The organism is Paraburkholderia caledonica (assembly GCF_000383275.1).
In the GTDB taxonomy this organism is placed as follows: domain Bacteria; phylum Pseudomonadota; class Gammaproteobacteria; order Burkholderiales; family Burkholderiaceae; genus Paraburkholderia; species Paraburkholderia caledonica.
This window is the reverse complement of the sequence record NZ_KB911034.1, coordinates 914,564-932,105: the sequence shown is the minus strand read 5'-3', so window position 1 is coordinate 932,105 and position 17,542 is coordinate 914,564. Positions and strand designations below refer to the sequence as shown.

Annotated in this window: 15 protein-coding genes and 1 other RNA gene; 6 read left to right on the top strand and 10 right to left on the bottom strand. The window is 63.0% G+C overall.

The genetic code is table 11. The features are described 5' to 3' along the window. Positions 1-3: 3 nt before the first annotated feature. Together H281_RS0104345 and surE are read right to left on the bottom strand one after the other, a co-directional pair. Positions 4-1,140 (bottom strand): protein-L-isoaspartate(D-aspartate) O-methyltransferase, encoded by a 1,137-nt coding sequence (locus H281_RS0104345; protein WP_020065855.1) that lies wholly within the window; start codon positions 1,138-1,140, stop codon positions 4-6. Further along, entirely contained in the window at positions 1,137-1,895 is a 759-nt protein-coding gene (gene surE, locus H281_RS0104340; RefSeq protein ID WP_020065854.1) for a 5'/3'-nucleotidase SurE, read from the bottom strand. The genes H281_RS0104345 and surE overlap by 4 nt, the downstream gene beginning before the upstream one ends. Before the next feature lie 209 nt (positions 1,896-2,104). Between surE and H281_RS0104335 the strand changes: the two genes are divergently transcribed. After that, positions 2,105-3,079, top strand: coding sequence for an NADPH:quinone oxidoreductase family protein (locus H281_RS0104335; protein ID WP_020065853.1), 975 nt, complete (start codon positions 2,105-2,107; stop codon positions 3,077-3,079). A gap of 128 nt (positions 3,080-3,207) precedes the next feature. On the opposite strand, the gene H281_RS0104330 is transcribed toward H281_RS0104335, so the two are convergent. The 8 genes from H281_RS0104330 to ffs form a co-directional block, all read right to left on the bottom strand. Next, positions 3,208-4,032, bottom strand: coding sequence for an ABC transporter permease (locus H281_RS0104330; protein WP_020065852.1), 825 nt, complete (start codon positions 4,030-4,032; stop codon positions 3,208-3,210). Positions 4,033-4,089: 57 nt separating this feature from the next. Continuing rightward, positions 4,090-4,902, bottom strand: coding sequence for an ABC transporter ATP-binding protein (locus H281_RS0104325; RefSeq protein WP_020065851.1), 813 nt, complete (start codon positions 4,900-4,902; stop codon positions 4,090-4,092). 106 nt (positions 4,903-5,008) lie between these two features. Beyond that, positions 5,009-6,046 (bottom strand): ABC transporter substrate-binding protein, encoded by a 1,038-nt coding sequence (locus H281_RS0104320; RefSeq protein WP_020065850.1) that lies wholly within the window; start codon positions 6,044-6,046, stop codon positions 5,009-5,011. A 97-nt stretch (positions 6,047-6,143) separates the two neighbouring features. Continuing rightward, on the bottom strand, positions 6,144-7,394 hold the full coding sequence (locus H281_RS0104315) for a CaiB/BaiF CoA transferase family protein (RefSeq protein ID WP_020065849.1): 1,251 nt from the start codon (positions 7,392-7,394) through the stop codon (positions 6,144-6,146). Between the two features lie 66 nt (positions 7,395-7,460). Next, positions 7,461-8,057, bottom strand: coding sequence for a recombination mediator RecR (gene recR, locus H281_RS0104310; RefSeq protein WP_020065848.1), 597 nt, complete (start codon positions 8,055-8,057; stop codon positions 7,461-7,463). Between the two features lie 303 nt (positions 8,058-8,360). Then, positions 8,361-8,687, bottom strand: coding sequence for a YbaB/EbfC family nucleoid-associated protein (locus tag H281_RS0104305; protein WP_013588467.1), 327 nt, complete (start codon positions 8,685-8,687; stop codon positions 8,361-8,363). A 79-nt stretch (positions 8,688-8,766) separates the two neighbouring features. Next, the gene (locus tag H281_RS0104300; RefSeq protein WP_020065847.1) at positions 8,767-11,508 is read right to left on the bottom strand and encodes a DNA polymerase III subunit gamma/tau; all 2,742 of its coding nucleotides are present in this window, start codon (positions 11,506-11,508) and stop codon (positions 8,767-8,769) included. A 303-nt stretch (positions 11,509-11,811) separates the two neighbouring features. Then, an RNA gene (gene ffs / locus H281_RS35720) (signal recognition particle sRNA small type) lies at positions 11,812-11,910 on the bottom strand. Positions 11,911-12,362: 452 nt separating this feature from the next. On the opposite strand from ffs, the gene trxA reads away from it, so the two are divergent. The 5 genes from trxA to H281_RS0104275 all read left to right on the top strand — a co-directional run bounded on the left by trxA (position 12,363) and on the right by H281_RS0104275 (position 17,390). Beyond that, entirely contained in the window at positions 12,363-12,689 is a 327-nt protein-coding gene (trxA, locus tag H281_RS0104295) for a thioredoxin TrxA (RefSeq protein WP_006048864.1), read from the top strand. Between the two features lie 236 nt (positions 12,690-12,925). Then, positions 12,926-14,194: a transcription termination factor Rho gene (rho, locus tag H281_RS0104290; RefSeq protein WP_006048863.1), complete on the top strand. Its 1,269-nt coding sequence runs from the start codon at positions 12,926-12,928 to the stop codon at positions 14,192-14,194. A 182-nt stretch (positions 14,195-14,376) separates the two neighbouring features. Further along, the gene (locus H281_RS34315) at positions 14,377-14,985 is read left to right on the top strand and encodes a MerR family transcriptional regulator (protein WP_033379432.1); all 609 of its coding nucleotides are present in this window, start codon (positions 14,377-14,379) and stop codon (positions 14,983-14,985) included. Continuing rightward, positions 14,982-16,538 carry an MFS transporter gene (locus tag H281_RS0104280; RefSeq protein ID WP_020065845.1) on the top strand — a complete coding sequence of 519 codons (1,557 nt, stop codon included), beginning with the start codon at positions 14,982-14,984 and terminating at the stop codon, positions 16,536-16,538. The genes H281_RS34315 and H281_RS0104280 overlap by 4 nt, the downstream gene beginning before the upstream one ends. Positions 16,539-16,553: 15 nt before the next feature. Beyond that, positions 16,554-17,390, top strand: a complete 837-nt coding sequence (locus tag H281_RS0104275) for a M90 family metallopeptidase (protein ID WP_020065844.1) — start codon at positions 16,554-16,556, stop codon at positions 17,388-17,390. Positions 17,391-17,542: the final 152 nt, after the last annotated feature.

Here is a 17,542-nt window from a genome sequence, read left to right as displayed (position 1 = left end):
GTGTCAAATCACTCCGGATTTTAAGGGTACAAAGAAAACGCGATCAAGCCGCGACTCGCGCCACTGCGCCGGTCCGAGACGCTCGACGAGCGTCAGTACCTGGCTCTGACCTTCCTGCGAGCCGACCGGCGCGATCAGACGGCCGCCGATCGCGAGTTGTTCAAGTAATGCTTGCGGTACGTCGAGGCCCGCGGCGGCGATCAGAATGGCGTCGAACGGCGCCGCCGACGGCAGACCCAAACGCCCGTCGCCATAGTGCAGCCGGATGTTCGGAATTCGCAGCGGACGCAAGTTTGTCTTCGCGCGCTCGGACAACGGCTTGATCCGTTCGATCGAATACACCTCGCGCGCGACCTGGCTCAGCACCGCCGCCTGATAACCGCAACCCGTGCCGATTTCGAGCACGTTGGTCAGCGTGCGGCCCGCCGCCGCGAGTTCGATCATTCGCGCGACCACCGACGGCTTCGAGATAGTCTGGTGATGCCCGATCGGCAGCGCCGCATCTTCGTAGGCCTGAACCGCGAGACCCGGGTCGACGAACATGTGGCGCGGCACGACCGACATCGCATTCAACACGCGCTGATCGGTAACGCCGTTCGCACGCAGGCGTTCGACCATGCGTTCGCGAACCCGTTCCGAGGTCAACGCCATGGCCCCGTTCAAAGCGACGTTCGGCGCTGCACTGCGCTCTGCCGGCCGGCTTGCGGGTTTTGCCGACGACGCCAATTGCGCAGCCGGTTTGGCTGGCACTCGCGCGGGCGCCGGTGCCGATGCTGGCGCAGCGGTTCTGCCCAATGACGACGGCCGCACGGTCGCACTTTGCACGACAGGCCTCGCCGACGTTTTCGCTGCTGGCGCGGGCGCGGCGAGCGGCTTTGGCGACGTCATGACTTGTGGCCTCGCCTGCCCACCGGCCGGCGACTTTGCCGGGACCGGCGCCTGCACTCGACCTTGCTTCGACTGCGGTTTGCCCGCTACACCGGGCTGCAGATTCCTGGCGGGCTGTTGCCGCGCATTGAGCGTAGCACTTGCGGCAAGTGCTGCAGCGCGTACCTCGCCCGGACGGCCTTCCGGCCGGCGCGGCTCGCGCACCAGATCTTCGAGACCGAGCGGGAAGCGCTTCGCGCGCTCGCTCGTCATGAAGCGCCGCTACCCGCGCGCGCCCAGTCGCGCGCCGCCGGCAACATCTGCGTGTGGGTCAGATCCAGTTGCAGCGGCGTGATCGACACATGACCGTTGGCGACTGCGTGGAAATCAGTCCCTTCGCTAGCATCGCGGGCGCTGCCCGACGGTCCGATCCAGTAGATCGGCTCGCCGCGCGGATTAGTCTGGCGGATGACAGGCTGGGACGGGTGCCGCTTGCCAAGACGCGTGATATGCCAGCTGCGCAATTGCTCGTACGGCAGGTTCGGAATATTGACGTTCAGAAGCGGATGCCCCGGCAGCGGATGTGCAAGATAGTGCGCGACGATCTCTGCGGCGACGCGCACCGCGTCTTCGAGATGCACCCAGTCCTTGTCGACCAGCGAGAAGGCGATGGCCGGCACACCGAACATGATGCCTTCCGTAGCGGCCGCGACGGTGCCCGAATAGAGCGTGTCTTCGCCCATGTTCTGACCGTTGTTGATACCCGACACGACGAGATCGGGCGTGTGGTCGAACATGCCCGTCAGCGCGATGTGCACGGAGTCGGTAGGCGTGCCGTTCACGTAGTAGAAACCATTGGCCGAGCGCAGCACCGAAAGCGGCCGCGACAACGTCAGAGAATTGGACGCGCCGCTGCAGTTCTGTTCGGGTGCCATCACGGTGACGTCCGCGAGCGGCTTGAGCGCTTCGTAAAGCGCGGCAAGGCCGGGCGCCAGATAACCGTCGTCGTTGCTGAGTAGAATTCGCATGCGGCGATTGTAACCGAGGAAAGAAGGCGCGCGAACGACACGACCGGGGTGTTGCGCGCACCACGCAAAGCGCAGGCGCTGGGCTCGCCACAAGGCGCACGAGGCTTGCAGCAACGCGACCTGCGTGCCCGCCCAAAGGAGATAAACGTACGGTCGTACGGATGCTTTACACTCGAAGCGACTGTGAACCCCGACCGAATGGAGACACGATGCGCGCGATTCGCTGCAATCAATATGGGCCGCCCGAAACCCTCACCGTAGAGAACCTGCCGGAGCTTTTGCCCGAGGCCGGGCAGGTCGTGATCGACGTGAAGGCCGCCTCCGTCAACTTTCCCGATGTGCTGATCATCGAGAACAAGTATCAGTTCAAACCGCCGCTGCCCTTCACACCCGGCTCCGAGGTCGCGGGAATCGTGCGCGCGGTCGGCGCGGGCGTCACGCAGTTGACGTCGGGCTCGCGCGTGGTCGCGTTCACCGGTTCGGGCGGCTTCGCGGAGCAGGCCGTAGCGAGCGCGTCGGCATGCGTTCCGCTCGCGGACGGCGTCGACTTCGAACTGGCTGCGGCGTTCACGCTGGCGTATGGCACCTCGCACCATGCGGTCGTGGATCGCGCCGCGTTGCAAGCTGGCGAGACGATGCTCGTGCTAGGCGCGGCAGGCGGTGTCGGCCTCGCGGCTGTCGAAATCGGCAAGGCGCTCGGCGCTCGCGTGATCGCGGCCGCTTCAAGCGACGAAAAGCTGAGCATATGCAAAAAGCATGGGGCGGACGCGACGATCAACTACAGCACCGAAGACTTGCGCGAGCGCATCAAGGCACTCACCGACGGCCGCGGTCCAGACGTGATCTACGACCCGGTCGGCGGCGTCTATACGGAGCCGGCGTTTCGCAGCATCGGTTGGCGCGGGCGCTATCTGGTGGTGGGTTTTGCGAACGGCGAGATTCCAAAGCTGCCGCTCAATCTGACGTTGCTCAAAGGCGCAAGCGTGGTCGGCGTGTTCTGGGGAGATTTCGCGAAGCGCGAGCCCGAGCGCAATCATGCCGCGTTCGAACAGATGGTCGGCTGGATAGGCGAAGGCAAGCTAGAACCTTACGTGTCGGCGCGCTACCCGCTCGAAGAAACGGGGCGCGCGCTGCGCGATATGGCCGAGCGCCGGGTGATCGGCAAGGTGGTGATTACGCCATGACTGTCGGCGCCCCGTGGCTACGGTAGGGCTGCGGGCGCGCAGCAGACCACTGGGCGTTCGGCAAAATAAAACAGCGTGTGGCTCTTCAGCTCACACGCTGTTTTTCTTTTCGGCGGCGTTTGCGATTGCTAGAGCTTTTCGGTATCGCCGGTTTTCGGCTGCCACTTCATCAGATGCCTTTCCCCGACGCCGACGATCGCGTCGAGCACCAGCGCGAACGCGGTCAACACCAGGATGCCGGCAAACACCGTGTTGATGTCGAAGGTGCCTTCGGCTTGCAGAATCAGGTAGCCGACGCCGCGCGCCGAGCCGAGATACTCGCCCACCACCGAGCCGACGAAGGCCAGGCCCACCGACGTATGCAAGCTCGAAAACACCCAGCTCATCGCGCTCGGCAAATAGACGAAACGCAGCAGTTGCTTGCCGTTCGCACCGAGCATGCGCGCGTTGGCGAGCACGACCGGGCTCACTTCCTTCACGCCCTGATACACGTTGAAGAACACGATAAAGAACACCAACGTGACGCCCAACGCGACTTTCGACCAGATGCCGAGACCGAACCACACGCCGAAGATCGGCGCGAGAATCACGCGCGGCATCGAGTTCGCGGCCTTGATATACGGATCGAATAGCGCGCTCGCGAGCGGCGACAGCGCAAGCCACAAACCGACACCAAGACCGAGCGCCGTACCGAACGCAAACGCGAGCACGGTCTCGAGCAGCGTGATCCACAGGTGCAGATAAATCTCGCCGGTCGTGAACCACTCCCAGATTCGCAGCAGCACTTTTTGCGGTTCGCCGAAGAAGAACGCTGCCTTGTTCGGGTCGTCGAAATAAAACGCCGGCAAGAGCGTCGGGCTCGTCAGCACGTACCAGAGCACGAAGCACAGCACGAGCAGCAGCCATTGCCAGATCACCAGATTCGCCCGGTTAGGGCGCAACGTCTTCCACATGACTCGGTTTGCCTTAGACGATTGATAGACGTAAAACGTGACGCGCGCCAACGGTCATTAGACGGCGCTCAGTTGTTGCTGATAGCCCTTGAGCACCTCGTCGCGCAGCACGCTCCAGATTTGCGCGTGCAATTCGACGAAGCGCGGATGCGAGCGGATTTCCGCGACGTCGCGCGGACGCGGCAAGTCGATCGTGAATTCGCCGATGGGATGCGTGCCCGGCCCCGCCGACAGAACGACCACGCGGTCGGACATCGCGATCGCCTCGTCGAGATCGTGCGTGATGAAGAGCACTGCCTTGCGTTTGGCCGCCCACAGCTCGAGCAACTCGTTTTCCATCAGCTGACGCGTCTGGATATCGAGCGCCGAAAACGGTTCGTCCATCAGGATGATGTCCGGATCGAGAATCAGCGTCTGCGCCATCGCCACGCGCTTTCGCATGCCGCCCGACAACTGGTGCGGATAACGGTCGCCAAAGCCGCCGAGGCCCACGCGCTTGAGCCATTCGTCGGCCTTCTCGCGCGCCTCGGCTTGCGGCACACCGTGAAATGCAAGGCCCGCGAGCACATTGTCGATAGCAGAGCGCCACGGCATCAATGCGTCGGCCTGGAACATGTAACCCGCGCGCCGGTTGATGCCCTTCAACGGCTCGCCAAATACGCTGACCGAGCCCGACGACGGCCCAAGCAAACCGGCGCCGACGTTGAGCAACGTGGATTTACCGCAGCCGGTCGGGCCCACCACGGAGACGAACTCGCCTGGCGCGATTCTCAACGTGGTGTCCTTGACCGCCGTGTAGCGTTGCGCGCGGTTGTCGCGCGCAGCGAACGTGCAAGTGATGTTTTCGAGCGCCAGGGCTGCAACGGTCATCGTTCGACTCTGTTCGTGGATCGGTTCGGAATGGGACGTCACGCGCCGAGCGAGGCATGGCGTGACGTGACGTGGCGTGACGTGACTTAGTGCGAGGAGAACGACCTTAGGCCTTCACCGTGGTCAGCGCTTTCTTGACGAAGTCGTTCGTCCACGTCCTGGATACGTCGATCGGCTTGCCCTGCACCGCCGGATCGAACGCCTGCAAGGTCTTGAGCGCCGTCGCAGGGCCATCTGCGGGCATCAGGCCATCGGGCGACATCGCTTCCTTCACGTGCTGCCATGCGTCCAGATAGACCGCGCGATCTCCGAGCAGATACCCTTCGGGCACCGTGTTGATGAGTTCCGTGCCGGTCGCGGTCTGCAGCCACTTGAGCGCGCGCACCATCGCGTTAGTCAGCGCCTGCGTGGTGTTCGGATTCTTCGTGATGAAACTCTGCGATGCGTACAGGCACCCTGCCGGCATGTCGCCACCGAACACGCTGCGCGTGTCCGCGAGCGTGCGCGTATCCGAGACGACGCGAATTTCGCCGGTACGTTCGAGTTTCGTCATGACGGGGTCGAGATTGGCGAGCGCGTCGATCTGCCCGGACTGCAGTGCCGCGATTGCGCCGGCGCCCGCGCCGACGCCGATGAACGCAACGTCTTTCGCGGTCAGCCCGCCCTTGGCCAACACGAAGCTCGCCATGATCGAAGTCGACGATCCAGGCGCCGTCACGCCGATTTTCTTGCCCTTCAGGTCGGCGATCGACTTGTAGTTCGGCATGGTCTTCTTCGACACCGCGAGCACGATCTGCGGCGCGCGCCCCTGCAGCACGAACTCGCGAAACGACTGCTTCTGCGCCTGCAGCAGCAACGTGTGTTCGAACGCGCCGGAGACGACATCCGCGCTGCCGCCCACCGCCGCCTTCAACGCTTGCGAGCCGCCGGCGAAGTCGGAAATCTCGACGTCGAGTCCTTCGTCCTTGAAGTAATTGCGGCGCTCGGCGATCGTGAGCGGCAAATAGTAGAAGAGGTTTTTTCCGCCGACAGCAATGGCCACTTTCGTGGTTTCCAGTTTGCTCTGTGCGAAAGCGAGCGGCGTGGCCGTCAGCGTGGCGCCGGCAAGTGCGGCGGTACCGGCGAGGAAGCTTCTGCGATGCATGTTCGTTGTCTCCAAGGCTCTTGCAAAATCTGGTCTTGCGATTTTATTTATTCGGCTGCAGCGGGCGTGGCTCACACGCGTGGTTCACACGCGTGGTTCACACAATTTGTTGCGCGTGCAACCTTGCGATGTGGTCTGCATCATAACCTAGCGATTGCAGGACTTCATCGGTATGTTCACCCAGTTCGGGGCCGAGCCAGCGCGTCTCGCCAGGCGTCTCCGAGAGCTTCGGTGTGACCGCCGGCAGCGTGATCTCGCGGCCGTCCTGCCACTTGAAGCGCTGGATCATCTGGCGCGCCATGTACTGCGGATCGGTGAACATGTCAGCCACGCTATAGATGCGGCCCACCGGCACGTCTGCTGCGTTGAGCACCGCGAGCGCTTCGTCGATGGTGCGTGTGGCGAGCCACGCGGCAATCGCGGCGTCGATTTCCTGCGTGCGCGGCACGCGGCCGTCGTTATGCGCGAGAGCGGGATCGTTCGCAAGATCTTCGCGTTCGATCGCGATCATCAGGCGCCTGAAGATCGGATCGCTATTGCCGCCGATCACGATGCTGCCGTCGCGGCAAGGATAAGTATTTGACGGCACGATGCCAGGCAGCGACGCGCCGGTGCGCTCGCGCACCATGCCGTAGACGCCGTATTCGGGCACGACGCTTTCCATCATGTTGAAGACGGCCTCGTACAGCGCGACGTCGACGACCTGCCCCTTGCCGCCGTTCACCTGCTTGTGATGCAGCGCCATCAGCGCGCCGATCACACCGTGCAGCGCCGCGATCGAATCGCCGATCGAGATGCCGATGCGCGGCGGCGGCAAATCCGGATAGCCGGTGATGTGCCGCAAGCCGCCCATCGACTCCGCGATCGCGCCGAAGCCGGGCCGGTCGCGATACGGTCCGCTCTGGCCGTAGCCGGACAAGCGCACCATCACGAGCCCGGGGTTTTCCGCCGACAGCACGTCATAACCGAGCCCGAGTTTCTCGAGCAGGCCAGGCCGAAAATTTTCGACGACGATATCCGCTTCGCGCGCGAGACGTCGCACGATCTCCTTGCCCTCCTCGGCCTTCAGATTGATCGTGACGGATTTCTTGTTGCGCGCCTGCACGGCCCACCACAACGACGTGCCGCCGACTTCCGGATAGAGCTTGCGCCATTTGCGCAGCGGATCGCCGCCCTTGGGGTCTTCGATCTTGATCACGTCCGCGCCGAACTCGCCGAGAAAGCGGGCGGCAAACGGCCCCGCGATCAGCGTGCCGAGTTCCAGCACCTTCACGCCGGCAAGCGGTCCCGGTTGGCTTTGCGGCGCCTCTTTCGCCTCGTTGGCGCCTGATTCGGGAGTTGCGCTCATAGTCTCCTTCGTTCTGTTCTGTTTTTGTGGCGGCGACGCCGCTCGCGCGATTGCCGCGCGGTGTCGCTACATCGAGCGGCGATCGAGCATCGCGCGGGCTATTGTGCCGGCGTCGACGTATTCGAGTTCGCCGCCTACCGGCACGCCGCGCGCAAGGCGCGTGACGGACAGGCCGCGCGCCTTGAGCGTCTGCCCGAGGTAATGCGCGGTCGCCTCGCCTTCGTTAGTGAAATTCGTTGCCAGCACGACTTCTTTGACGACGCCGTCAGACGCTCGCCTGACCAGTCGGTCGAAATGTATCTCCTTCGGGCCGATACCGTCGAGCGGACTCAGACGGCCCATCAGCACGAAGTACAGACCACGATACGTCATGGTCTGTTCGAGCATGATCTGGTCGGCAGGCGTTTCGACGACGCACAGCAGCGTTGGATCGCGCTCCGGGTCCAGGCACACTTCGCAGATTTGCGCTTCGGTGAAGGTGTTGCACTTCTCGCAGTGCTGCAGATGCTCGGTCGCGAACAGCAACGCGCGGCCCAGCTTTTCCGCGCCGTCGCGATCGTGCTGCATCAGGTGGTACGCCATGCGTTGCGCGGACTTTGGCCCGACTCCGGGCAGCGCGCGCAGCGCTTCGACGAGCGCCGACAAGGCGGAAGGTTGTTTCATGCGAATCGGCGTCGAGGTGGGTTTGCCAGGGCAGATGGGTTCGTAGTGCGGTTCGGCGTGTTGCGGTTCTTCAGATGCTGTCAGGCTTTGCCCGCCCGCGGATGGATCGCGCAAGCGGGTCGAGTATCATGGCCGGCGCTAAGTCCAGGCGGCCCCCAAGGGGCGCGCCTGCGCGGCGCGCAACGACCGGCTCATCGGATGCGAAGCCGGTGATTGCGGCGCGCAGCAGTCAAACGCGACGCGCATCTCTCACATGCGGCGTTAGCTCACCGTTCGAGCCCGCTCCGTCTTGCAACGTCGCTTTTAGAACGGCAGCTTGAAGCCCGGCGGCAGCGGCAGGCCCGAGGTCATGCCGCCCATTTTTTCCTGAGCGGTGGCTTCGGCCTTGCGCACGGCGTCGTTGAACGCAGCGGCGACGAGGTCTTCCAGCATGTCCTTGTCGTCAGCCAGCAGGCTCGGGTCGATCGACACGCGGCGCACGTCGTTCTTGCAGGTCATCGTGATCTTCACGAGACCGGCGCCCGACTGCCCCTCGACTTCGATCTGAGCGAGCTGCTCCTGCATCTTCTTCATGTTTTCCTGCATCTGCTGGGCTTGCTTCATCAGCCCGGCGAGTTGACCTTTCATCATGGAAATGCTCCTTCTTGATAGCGTGAAATTCTAAAATCGCGCGCGCCCCAGTGTGTTTCCGGCGTGATCGCGCAGCGAATCAGTGAACCGAGGACGCGCCGTTCGGGCCGGCGTCCGGACTAATCGACGTACTCGAACTAATCGGGCGGATCGAGCCCGGCACGATGCTCGCGCCGAACTCGCGGATCAGCGACTGCACAAACGGATCGGCGCCGATTTCGCGCTCCGCTTCCTGCTGACGTTGGGCCCGCATGGCGGCGTCGTGAGCGGCAGCCGTGCGGCGCGCCGGGCCGACTTCGACCTGCACGTCGACATGCTGGCCCAGCTTTTCGGCGAGCGCGCTTTTCAGTTTCGCAACCTGCGAAGCCTCCGCGTACTGCGGCACGGGCACGTTCAATTTCAAGGTATTGCCTTCGAGCGCCATCAGTTCGCTGTTGAACGCGAGCTGATACGAGATGCCCTTGAGCGGGAGGTCGACGGCGAGCGCAGGCCAGTCGCCTTTGAACCCGAGCGGATCGAGCGGCACGGCGGGAGGCAGCGGACGCTTATCGACGACCGGCGTCGGCGCGGACGCCGGCGCGCTCACGCGGACGTCGTCAGGGCCGCTGTCGAACACGGGCATGTAGTTGTCGTCGGGCGGCCCATAGTAGCCGTCATCCGATGCCGACAGCGGCACATAGTCGTCAGGCGGCATGTCGTCCCACGGAGGAACCGCCGAGCCGTTCGGCTGCGACTCTTTGCGCGCCGCCGGTTGTGCCGGCGCCGCAGCTGCTGAAGCGCGCGCGCCCGATGCGGACTCCGGCTGTGCCGCGCCACGCGGCGCGCCGGGCGTTGGCACGGGAACCACCACGCGCGGCGCGGCCGGCTTCGGCGCGGCCGGACTCGCGTTGGCGGACGCCGCCGGCTTCGGGGTCGAGGCGGCGTTCGCGCGACCACGGTCGGACGACACCTTCAGGCCAGCGCTGCGCAGAACGTCGAGTGCGGCGCTCGCGCCGCCCGCACGGCGCGGCGGTGCGTCGGGCAACGTCGCAGGTGCGGCTTGGGCCGCTTCATTTGAATCCGCCGAGGACGCGGCTTCGCTCGCGCGCGCGAAGGCGGCGGCAGCCGGTGCGCTGAGCGTGGCGGGCGGCGTGCTCTCCGAAGATGCTGTTTCCGCCGACGTGGATTCCGATGCGAGCGCAGCAGGCGTATTCGCTGATGCGGGCGTCGGCGCGGGTTCGGCGGGCACTGAAGTGCGCGCGGACGCTGTGTCGACAGCACCCGGGTCCGTCGCCTGGTTCGCGGCAGACGCAGCGGGCTCATCGTCCCACGGAGCCAGCGCACGCGCTGGCGCACTTTCCAGAGCGGCAGACGTTCCCGCGACCGGCGCAGGCACATCGACGCGCGCAGGCGTCGAGGTAGTATTCGCTTCGTTCGGGATCGGGGCTGACTCTTGAGCCGTGTGTTGAGCGACGTCGCTAGGGGCCGATACAGCTTGTGTGCTTGCCGCAATGTCCCGCCTCTGACCGGCGCTCGCGGGCGCATCTTCGGCAGCACCGGCGACCCGTCCCGGCTCACGAGCCGGCTCAGCCGGGGAAACCGCGCCGCGCGGGCCCGCCGCCAGCAGTACGGGCGGCGCAGTATTTGCCGCCGACAAACCCGCCGCCGCTACCGCGGGCGTCCCCGCCCGCTTTCCTCCGCTCGCGCCTGTCTGACCAGCCTGCCGGCCAGGTCCAGCAGCTCCGCCGCCGCCCGTTGGAGCAGGTTCGAACGCAAGCATGCGCAGCAGAGTCATCGTGAAACCGGCGTATTCGTCGGGCGCGAGACCGAGTTCGCTTCGGCCGATCGTCGCAATCTGATAGAACAGCTGCACCTGTTCGGCGCTGAGCGTCTCGGCAAAGCGGCGCAGGTCGCCCGCCTCCGGCCACTCGTCCAGTACCGAGGACGGTGCGAACTGCGCCCACGCGATGCGATGCAACAGGCTCGCGAGATCCTGTAACGCGGTCGAGAACGACAGACTGCGCAGCGCCATTTCGTCGGCAACCGACAGCACAGCCGCGCCGTCGCCTTCGGCGAGCGCATCGAGCAGCCGGATCAGGTAGCTTTGATCGAGCGCGCCGAGCATGCCTCGCACAGCCTCTTCATTCACCTGATTAGCCGAATACGCGATAGCCTGGTCGGTCAGCGAGAGCGCGTCGCGCATCGAACCGTCGGCGGCACGCGCGAGCAGGCGCAACGCCTGGGCCTCGTACGGCACTTTTTCTTCGCCCAGAATGTGTTCGAGGTGCGAGACGATGTGGCCGGCGGGCATCTGCTTCAGATTGAATTGCAGACAACGCGACAGCACCGTGACCGGAATTTTCTGCGGATCGGTCGTGGCGAGAATGAACTTGACGTGCGGCGGCGGCTCTTCGAGCGTCTTCAACATTGCGTTGAAGGCGTGGTTCGTAAGCATGTGCACTTCGTCGATCATGTAGACCTTGAAACGTGCATCGACCGGCGCGTACACCGCGCGCTCCAGCAAGGCCGCCATTTCGTCGACGCCGCGATTACTTGCCGCGTCCATCTCGACATAATCGACAAAGCGCCCTTCGTCGATTTCACGGCAGGCCCGGCAGACTCCGCACGGCGTGGAGGTCACGCCCGTTTCGCAGTTCAGCGCTTTGGCGAAGATGCGCGACAGCGTCGTCTTGCCGACGCCACGCGTGCCGGTAAAAAGATACGCGTGATGCAGACGGCCGCCGTCGAGCGCGTGCGTGAGCGCGCGCACCACGTGCTCCTGTCCGACGAGCGACGCGAAATCTTTCGGCCGCCATTTGCGTGCGAGAACTTGATAGGTCATCGGGAAATTGTATCAGTAACAATGCCGTGCAAAACCGATTCGCGACCCGGCGCCAACGCGCGCGGCCGCAAGATTGAACCGCGCGATTGAAAGCGGCTAATGGAGCGATAGAAAAATATAACGGCGACAGCGCGGAGCGTCGTTGCGCATCGTCCGGGCGACGTGCACAGCCTTATGGCTGAAGGCTCAGAGCGAATGAGTACCCGTGCAGCGCGAACAACAGCACATAGGCAACCGGCATCTGGAACAGACGCGATCAAAGCGAGCGCAAGGGGAGAAAAACAGAACGAACAGAAAGAGGAAGGTGACGAGCCTGACCCTCGGCACTGGTGGAAAACGGCTGTGGCTGCTTCGTTCCCGACCTGACCAGGTTGACCATCCCTCCATGCGAGGAGGCCCGTCACGAAACATTCTATCACTGCCTGGCTCTTCGCGCGACTGTTAATACGATCAAAGCGACGATCGAAGCGCAAAGCGCGCACCGAATCGCCGCCGTTCCCGTCTCGCCACACGGCTTGTGCCGCGTTTGCGCCGCGTACTTGAGTTTGATCGCCGGACCTCCACATAGGCTACGTCGTAGTTGATGAAACAACGGTGGCACTTCATCGGCAGTCGTCGGCCCCACTGCCCCTGATGAGTACTATCGCCCCCGGCAACGCATAGCGAATTAAGCTAAACTGCCGTACGGATGACCCGCAAGCGCGAGCCTTCCGCCCACGCCGACTGGTCTCCGACTTTTCGCGCGCAGGTGGTGAGGTTCGGAATGCGGCCAAGCGAACGGAAGTTTCCCTAGGTTTTGACGTATCGTGGCGAGCAATTCAGGCGGGCCTCGAACCGATAGAGGTATTCATACAATGAGCGAACAAATCAAGCATATTAGCGACGCATCGTTCGAACAGGACGTCGTGAAATCCGATAAACCCGTGCTGCTCGACTTCTGGGCTGAATGGTGCGGTCCGTGCAAGATGATCGCGCCGATCCTCGACGAAGTCGCCAAGGATTACGCCGATCGTCTGCAAATCGCGAAGATCAACGTCGACGAACATCAGTCGACGCCGGTCAAGTTCGGCGTGCGCGGCATCCCCACGCTGATCCTGTTCAAGAACGGCGCTGTCGCCGCACAGAAGGTCGGCGCATTGTCGAAGTCGCAACTCACCGCGTTCCTCGACGGCAACCTGTAAAACGGTCGCGCGGGCGCGCCGCGAGGTCTACCGGACCCGCGCGCGCCTCGTCTGCCCTGTTGTGGGGCGGCAACGTTTCCTCCAAGAAAGATGCCGTAGCGCCCCACTGGCGGAAACTGGCGTGTGCTATGCTAGAATCCGCAAAACGTCGAAAAGACGTGTAGGTCCTTGAGCGGTTCCGCTCACTTCTCCTCCCAGATTCCATTTCGTCGCACCTTCTCCTGCGGGTTCTCCGTATGCATTTATCCGAGCTTAAGACTCTGCACGTGTCCGAATTGATCGAGATGGCCAATGGCCTCGAGATCGAAAGTGCGAACCGCCTGCGCAAGCAGGAATTGATGTTCGCCATTCTAAAAAAACGAGCCAAAACGGGCGACACGATCTTCGGCGACGGCACGCTTGAAGTGCTGCCGGACGGCTTCGGCTTCCTGCGGTCGCCGGAAACGTCCTATCTCGCCAGCACGGATGACATTTACATCAGCCCGTCGCAAATCCGCCGCTTCAACCTGCATACGGGCGACACGATCGAAGGTGAAGTGCGTACGCCGAAAGACGGCGAGCGCTATTTCGCGCTGGTGAAGGTCGACAAGGTCAACGGCCAGCCGCCGGAAGCCTCGAAGCACAAGATCATGTTCGAAAACCTGACGCCGCTGCACCCGAACAAGGTGCTGCTGCTCGAACGTGAAATGCGCGGTGAAGAGAACGTCACCGGCCGCATCATCGACATGATCGCGCCGATCGGCAAAGGCCAGCGCGGCTTGCTGGTTGCGTCGCCCAAGTCCGGCAAGACCGTGATGCTTCAGCACATCGCGCACGCCATCAAGCAGAACCATCCCGATGTCGTACTGTTCGTGCTGCTGATCGACGAGCGTCCTGAAGAAGTGACGGAAATGCAGCGTTCGGTGGCCGGCGAAGTGATCGCCTCCACGTTCGACGAACCTGCCGCGCGTCACGTGCAGGTCGCCGAAATGGTGATCGAAAAAGCCAAGCGCCTCGTCGAAATGAAGAACGACGTGGTCATTCTCCTCGACTCGATCACGCGTCTCGCGCGTGCATACAACACGGTCGTGCCGGCTTCGGGCAAGGTGCTGACGGGCGGTGTCGATGCCAACGCATTGCAACGCCCGAAGCGCTTCTTCGGCGCGGCGCGAAATATCGAAGAAGGCGGCTCGCTCACCATCATCGGCACGGCGCTGATCGAAACCGGCAGCCGCATGGACGATGTGATTTACGAAGAATTCAAGGGCACCGGCAACATGGAAGTGCACCTTGAGCGCCGTCTTGCAGAAAAGCGCGTGTACCCGTCGATCAATCTGAACAAGTCCGGCACGCGTCGCGAAGAATTGCTGATCAAACCCGAAGTGCTGCAAAAAATCTGGGTGTTGCGCAAGTTCATTCACGACATGGACGAAGTCGAGTCCATGGAATTCCTGCTCGACAAAATTCGCCAGACGAAGAGCAACTCCGAGTTCTTCGACATGATGCGCCGTGGCGGCGGTAGCTAAGAAAAGCTGCGCACGTACACTGTATGAGAAAACCGCTCGTCACCGACGAGCGGTTTTTTTTCGCCTAGCAGATCTGCAATAACGCGGCTTCGACTCCAGCAATTCAGTCCCACGTTCCAACCTGTACGTGAACGTACACGTTGGAGTAAAATCTGACGACGCTTTTCTGTCAGGCCATGCTCATGTCGAACGACTCACCCGCCCTGCTTACCGTCCGTGACGCGGCCGAGCGCCTCGGCGTCACGCCTCGCACGTTGAAATATTACGAAGAGCGGGGGCTTGTATCGCCCGCTCGCAGCGAAGGCCGTTACCGTCTTTACGACGACAACGACATACAACGGTTCGGGCGCATTCTGCGTTTGCGTTCCTTGGGCTTCTCGCTGCACGGCATTACTGAAATGCTTAAGCGGCCGCTCGAACCGGTCGGGGGCGGACATCGTTTTTCAACCGAATCGCTGCAGCAGATCCACGACGCGATCGCTGGACAGGTGGACGCACTCGACGCACGCATTCAAGCCATGCGCCGTGAGCTCAAGGAAGCGCAGAAGCTGCGCGACGAATTGAGTCCGGACCTCGATTATCTGAAGCGCCGTCTAGCGGGCGAAAACGCGGACGCCCTGCTCGAACAGCGCCGCAATGCGCTGGCGAAAGGCGCGAAAGCTTCGAAGACTGCCAAAGGTCGTGAAGACCCTCAAGCGCCTAAGATCGTCAAACACAAGGAAGCCGGCGCAAGACCCGCTGCGAAGCCCGGGAACAAACCGCGCGCCTCGACAGCGGGCAAGCGGTCATGAGCACAGCGTGGCCTCGCACCCGCTGGCCCGGTGCGGAGAAACTGCGTGGCGATGTATTCCCCTGGGTGCTGGCGGTCGTCACGGGTCTCGACTATTTCGACAACTCGATTTTTTCGTTTTTCGCGAGCTATATCGCCGGCGGCGTGAACGCGTCGCCGGACGAACTCGTGTGGGCTTCGAGCGCCTACGCGGTCGCGGCGGTGCTGGGCATCCTTCAGCAGGAATGGTGGGTCGAGCGCTTCGGATACCGCCGCTATGTCGCCGGTTGCATGCTCTTCTACGCGGTGGGCGCCGTAGCGGCCGCGCTGTGCGAATCGTCGGTTGAACTTGCGTTCGCGCGCGGCTTTCAGGGCTACTTCATCGGCCCGATGATGGGCACCTGCCGCATCCTGATCCAGATGAGTTTCACGCCCAAACAACGCCCCGCTGCAACCCGGGCGTTCCTGATCCTGATCGTCCTGAGCAGCGCGCTCGCGTCGTTGATCGGCGGCCAGCTGGTTTCGTACTTCGGCTGGCGTGCACTCTTCGCCTGTACCGCGCCCGTCGGCATGCTCTTCATGGTTCTCGCCGTGCTAGCACTGCCCGACGCGGGCAACCGTCTGCCCGAGGAGCGCGGTTCAGCACACTTCTGGCCGTACATCGTGTTTGCCTTTGCGCAAGGCGCACTGCAAATCGTCATGCAGCAGGTGCGCTTCCAGTTGTTCAGCGCGTCGCCCGGTCTGATCCTGCTCACACTCGCCGGCATCGTCGCGCTCGGCTGGTTCGCGTATCACCAATGGCATCACCCCGCGCCGCTCATGCGCCTGCATGCGTTGCGCGAGAAGGTGTTCCAGATCGGTCTCGTGCTGTACATGTTCTATTACTATCTGTCGACTGCGTTTAGCTATCTGATTTCGCGTTTGCTGGAGAGCGGTCTCGGTTACCCGATCGAGAACGCCGGCCAACTCGTCGGCGTTACGTCGCTGATTTCCGCGAGCGCGCTCTTCATCTACCTGCGCTTCGCAAAACTTCTGACGCGCAAGAAGTGGATCATCGTGCCGGGCTTCGGCATCGCGGCGCTCACGGCCGCGTGGATGACCCGCATGTCGCCGTCCGTCGGCGAAGCGGCGTTGGTGGGGCCGCTCCTGTTGCGCGGCCTGCTGTTGCTGTTCATCGTGCTGCCGGTCGCGAATCTGACCTTCAGGATCTTCGCGATAGAGGAATTCACGCACGGTTACCGGTTGAAGAACATCGTGCGGCAACTCACGATCTCCTTCGCCACCGCGTCGGTGATCATCGTCGAGCAGCATCGGCAGGCGATACATCAGGCGCGACTCGCGGAGTTCGTGAATCCGTACAATCCATTGTTTCAGGACTCGCTTGCCGCGCTCACGCGCACGTTGTCCGCCGCGGGCCGTTCGCCGTCGGACGCGCATTCGCTTGCGCTCGTGGAGATCAGCCGGTCGGTGGTGCGGCAGGCCAGCTTTCTGACCTCGCTCGACGGCTTTTACTTTCTGATCGGCATCGCGATTTGCGGCGGTATTTTTGCCGCGTGGCAAAAACAGATCGACTAACGGTTTCATCGGCCCATGCTTTCGAAACTCACTCAATGGCTCGGCGCCCGGCGACGCGAGCGCGCGCTGCGCGACTACGCAATCGGCGATGCCCTGTGGCAGGCCACGCTCGACGGCTTGCCGTTCCTCGCGCATCTGGATGCCCCGGATCGCGCGCGCCTGCGCGAGATGAGCAGCCTTTTCATCGCACAAAAGGAGTTCTCGACCGCGCATGAGCTCGAGTTGACCGACGCAATGACCGTCGCCATTGCGGCCCAGGCGTGCCTGCCTGTGCTGAATCTGAGCCTCGATCTTTATCGCGGATGGGTCGGCGTGATCGTGTATCCGGGCGAATTCGTGATCCGCAAGACGGTCGAGGACGAAGACGGCGTCGTTCACGAGGTCGAGCACGACGCGAGCGGCGAAGCGTGGGAAGGCGGCCCCGTCGTCCTGTCGTGGGAAGATGCGCAGATGACGGACGGCACGGACGCATATAACGTGGTGATTCACGAGTTCGCGCACAAGATCGACATGCTGAACGGCGAAGCGGACGGCCATCCGCCGCTCGTGCGCCGCTGGCACGCGCCACTCGACTCGCAAGCCTGGGCGGATGTGTTCGACGCCGCCTACGATCAGTTCTGCGCCCGCGTCGACGCCGTGCCGCAGCGCCGCTGGACGCGCTTCGAGCGGGAATCGCTGATCGATCCCTACGCCGCGGATCATCCGTCGGAATTTTTCGCGGTGTGCAGCGAGGCGCTGTTCGTCAAGCCCCAAGCTTTCGAAGCGGAGTACCCGGAGCTGTATCGGCTTCTCGCCCGATATTATCGACAGGACCCGGCGCGAGTCGGCCTGACGTTCGCGCTGCCGCAATAGGCGAAATACGGGCAAAACACCTGACGGAATTCGTCAAGCGACTGATTTTCTGGCATAATCGCCGTTTTTCGACCACAGGCAAGTGGCTCGCGCCTAGATGCAGTCCGCGCATAAGCGGCCGCACGCGGGTTGGCTACCGCCAGATTAAAGGA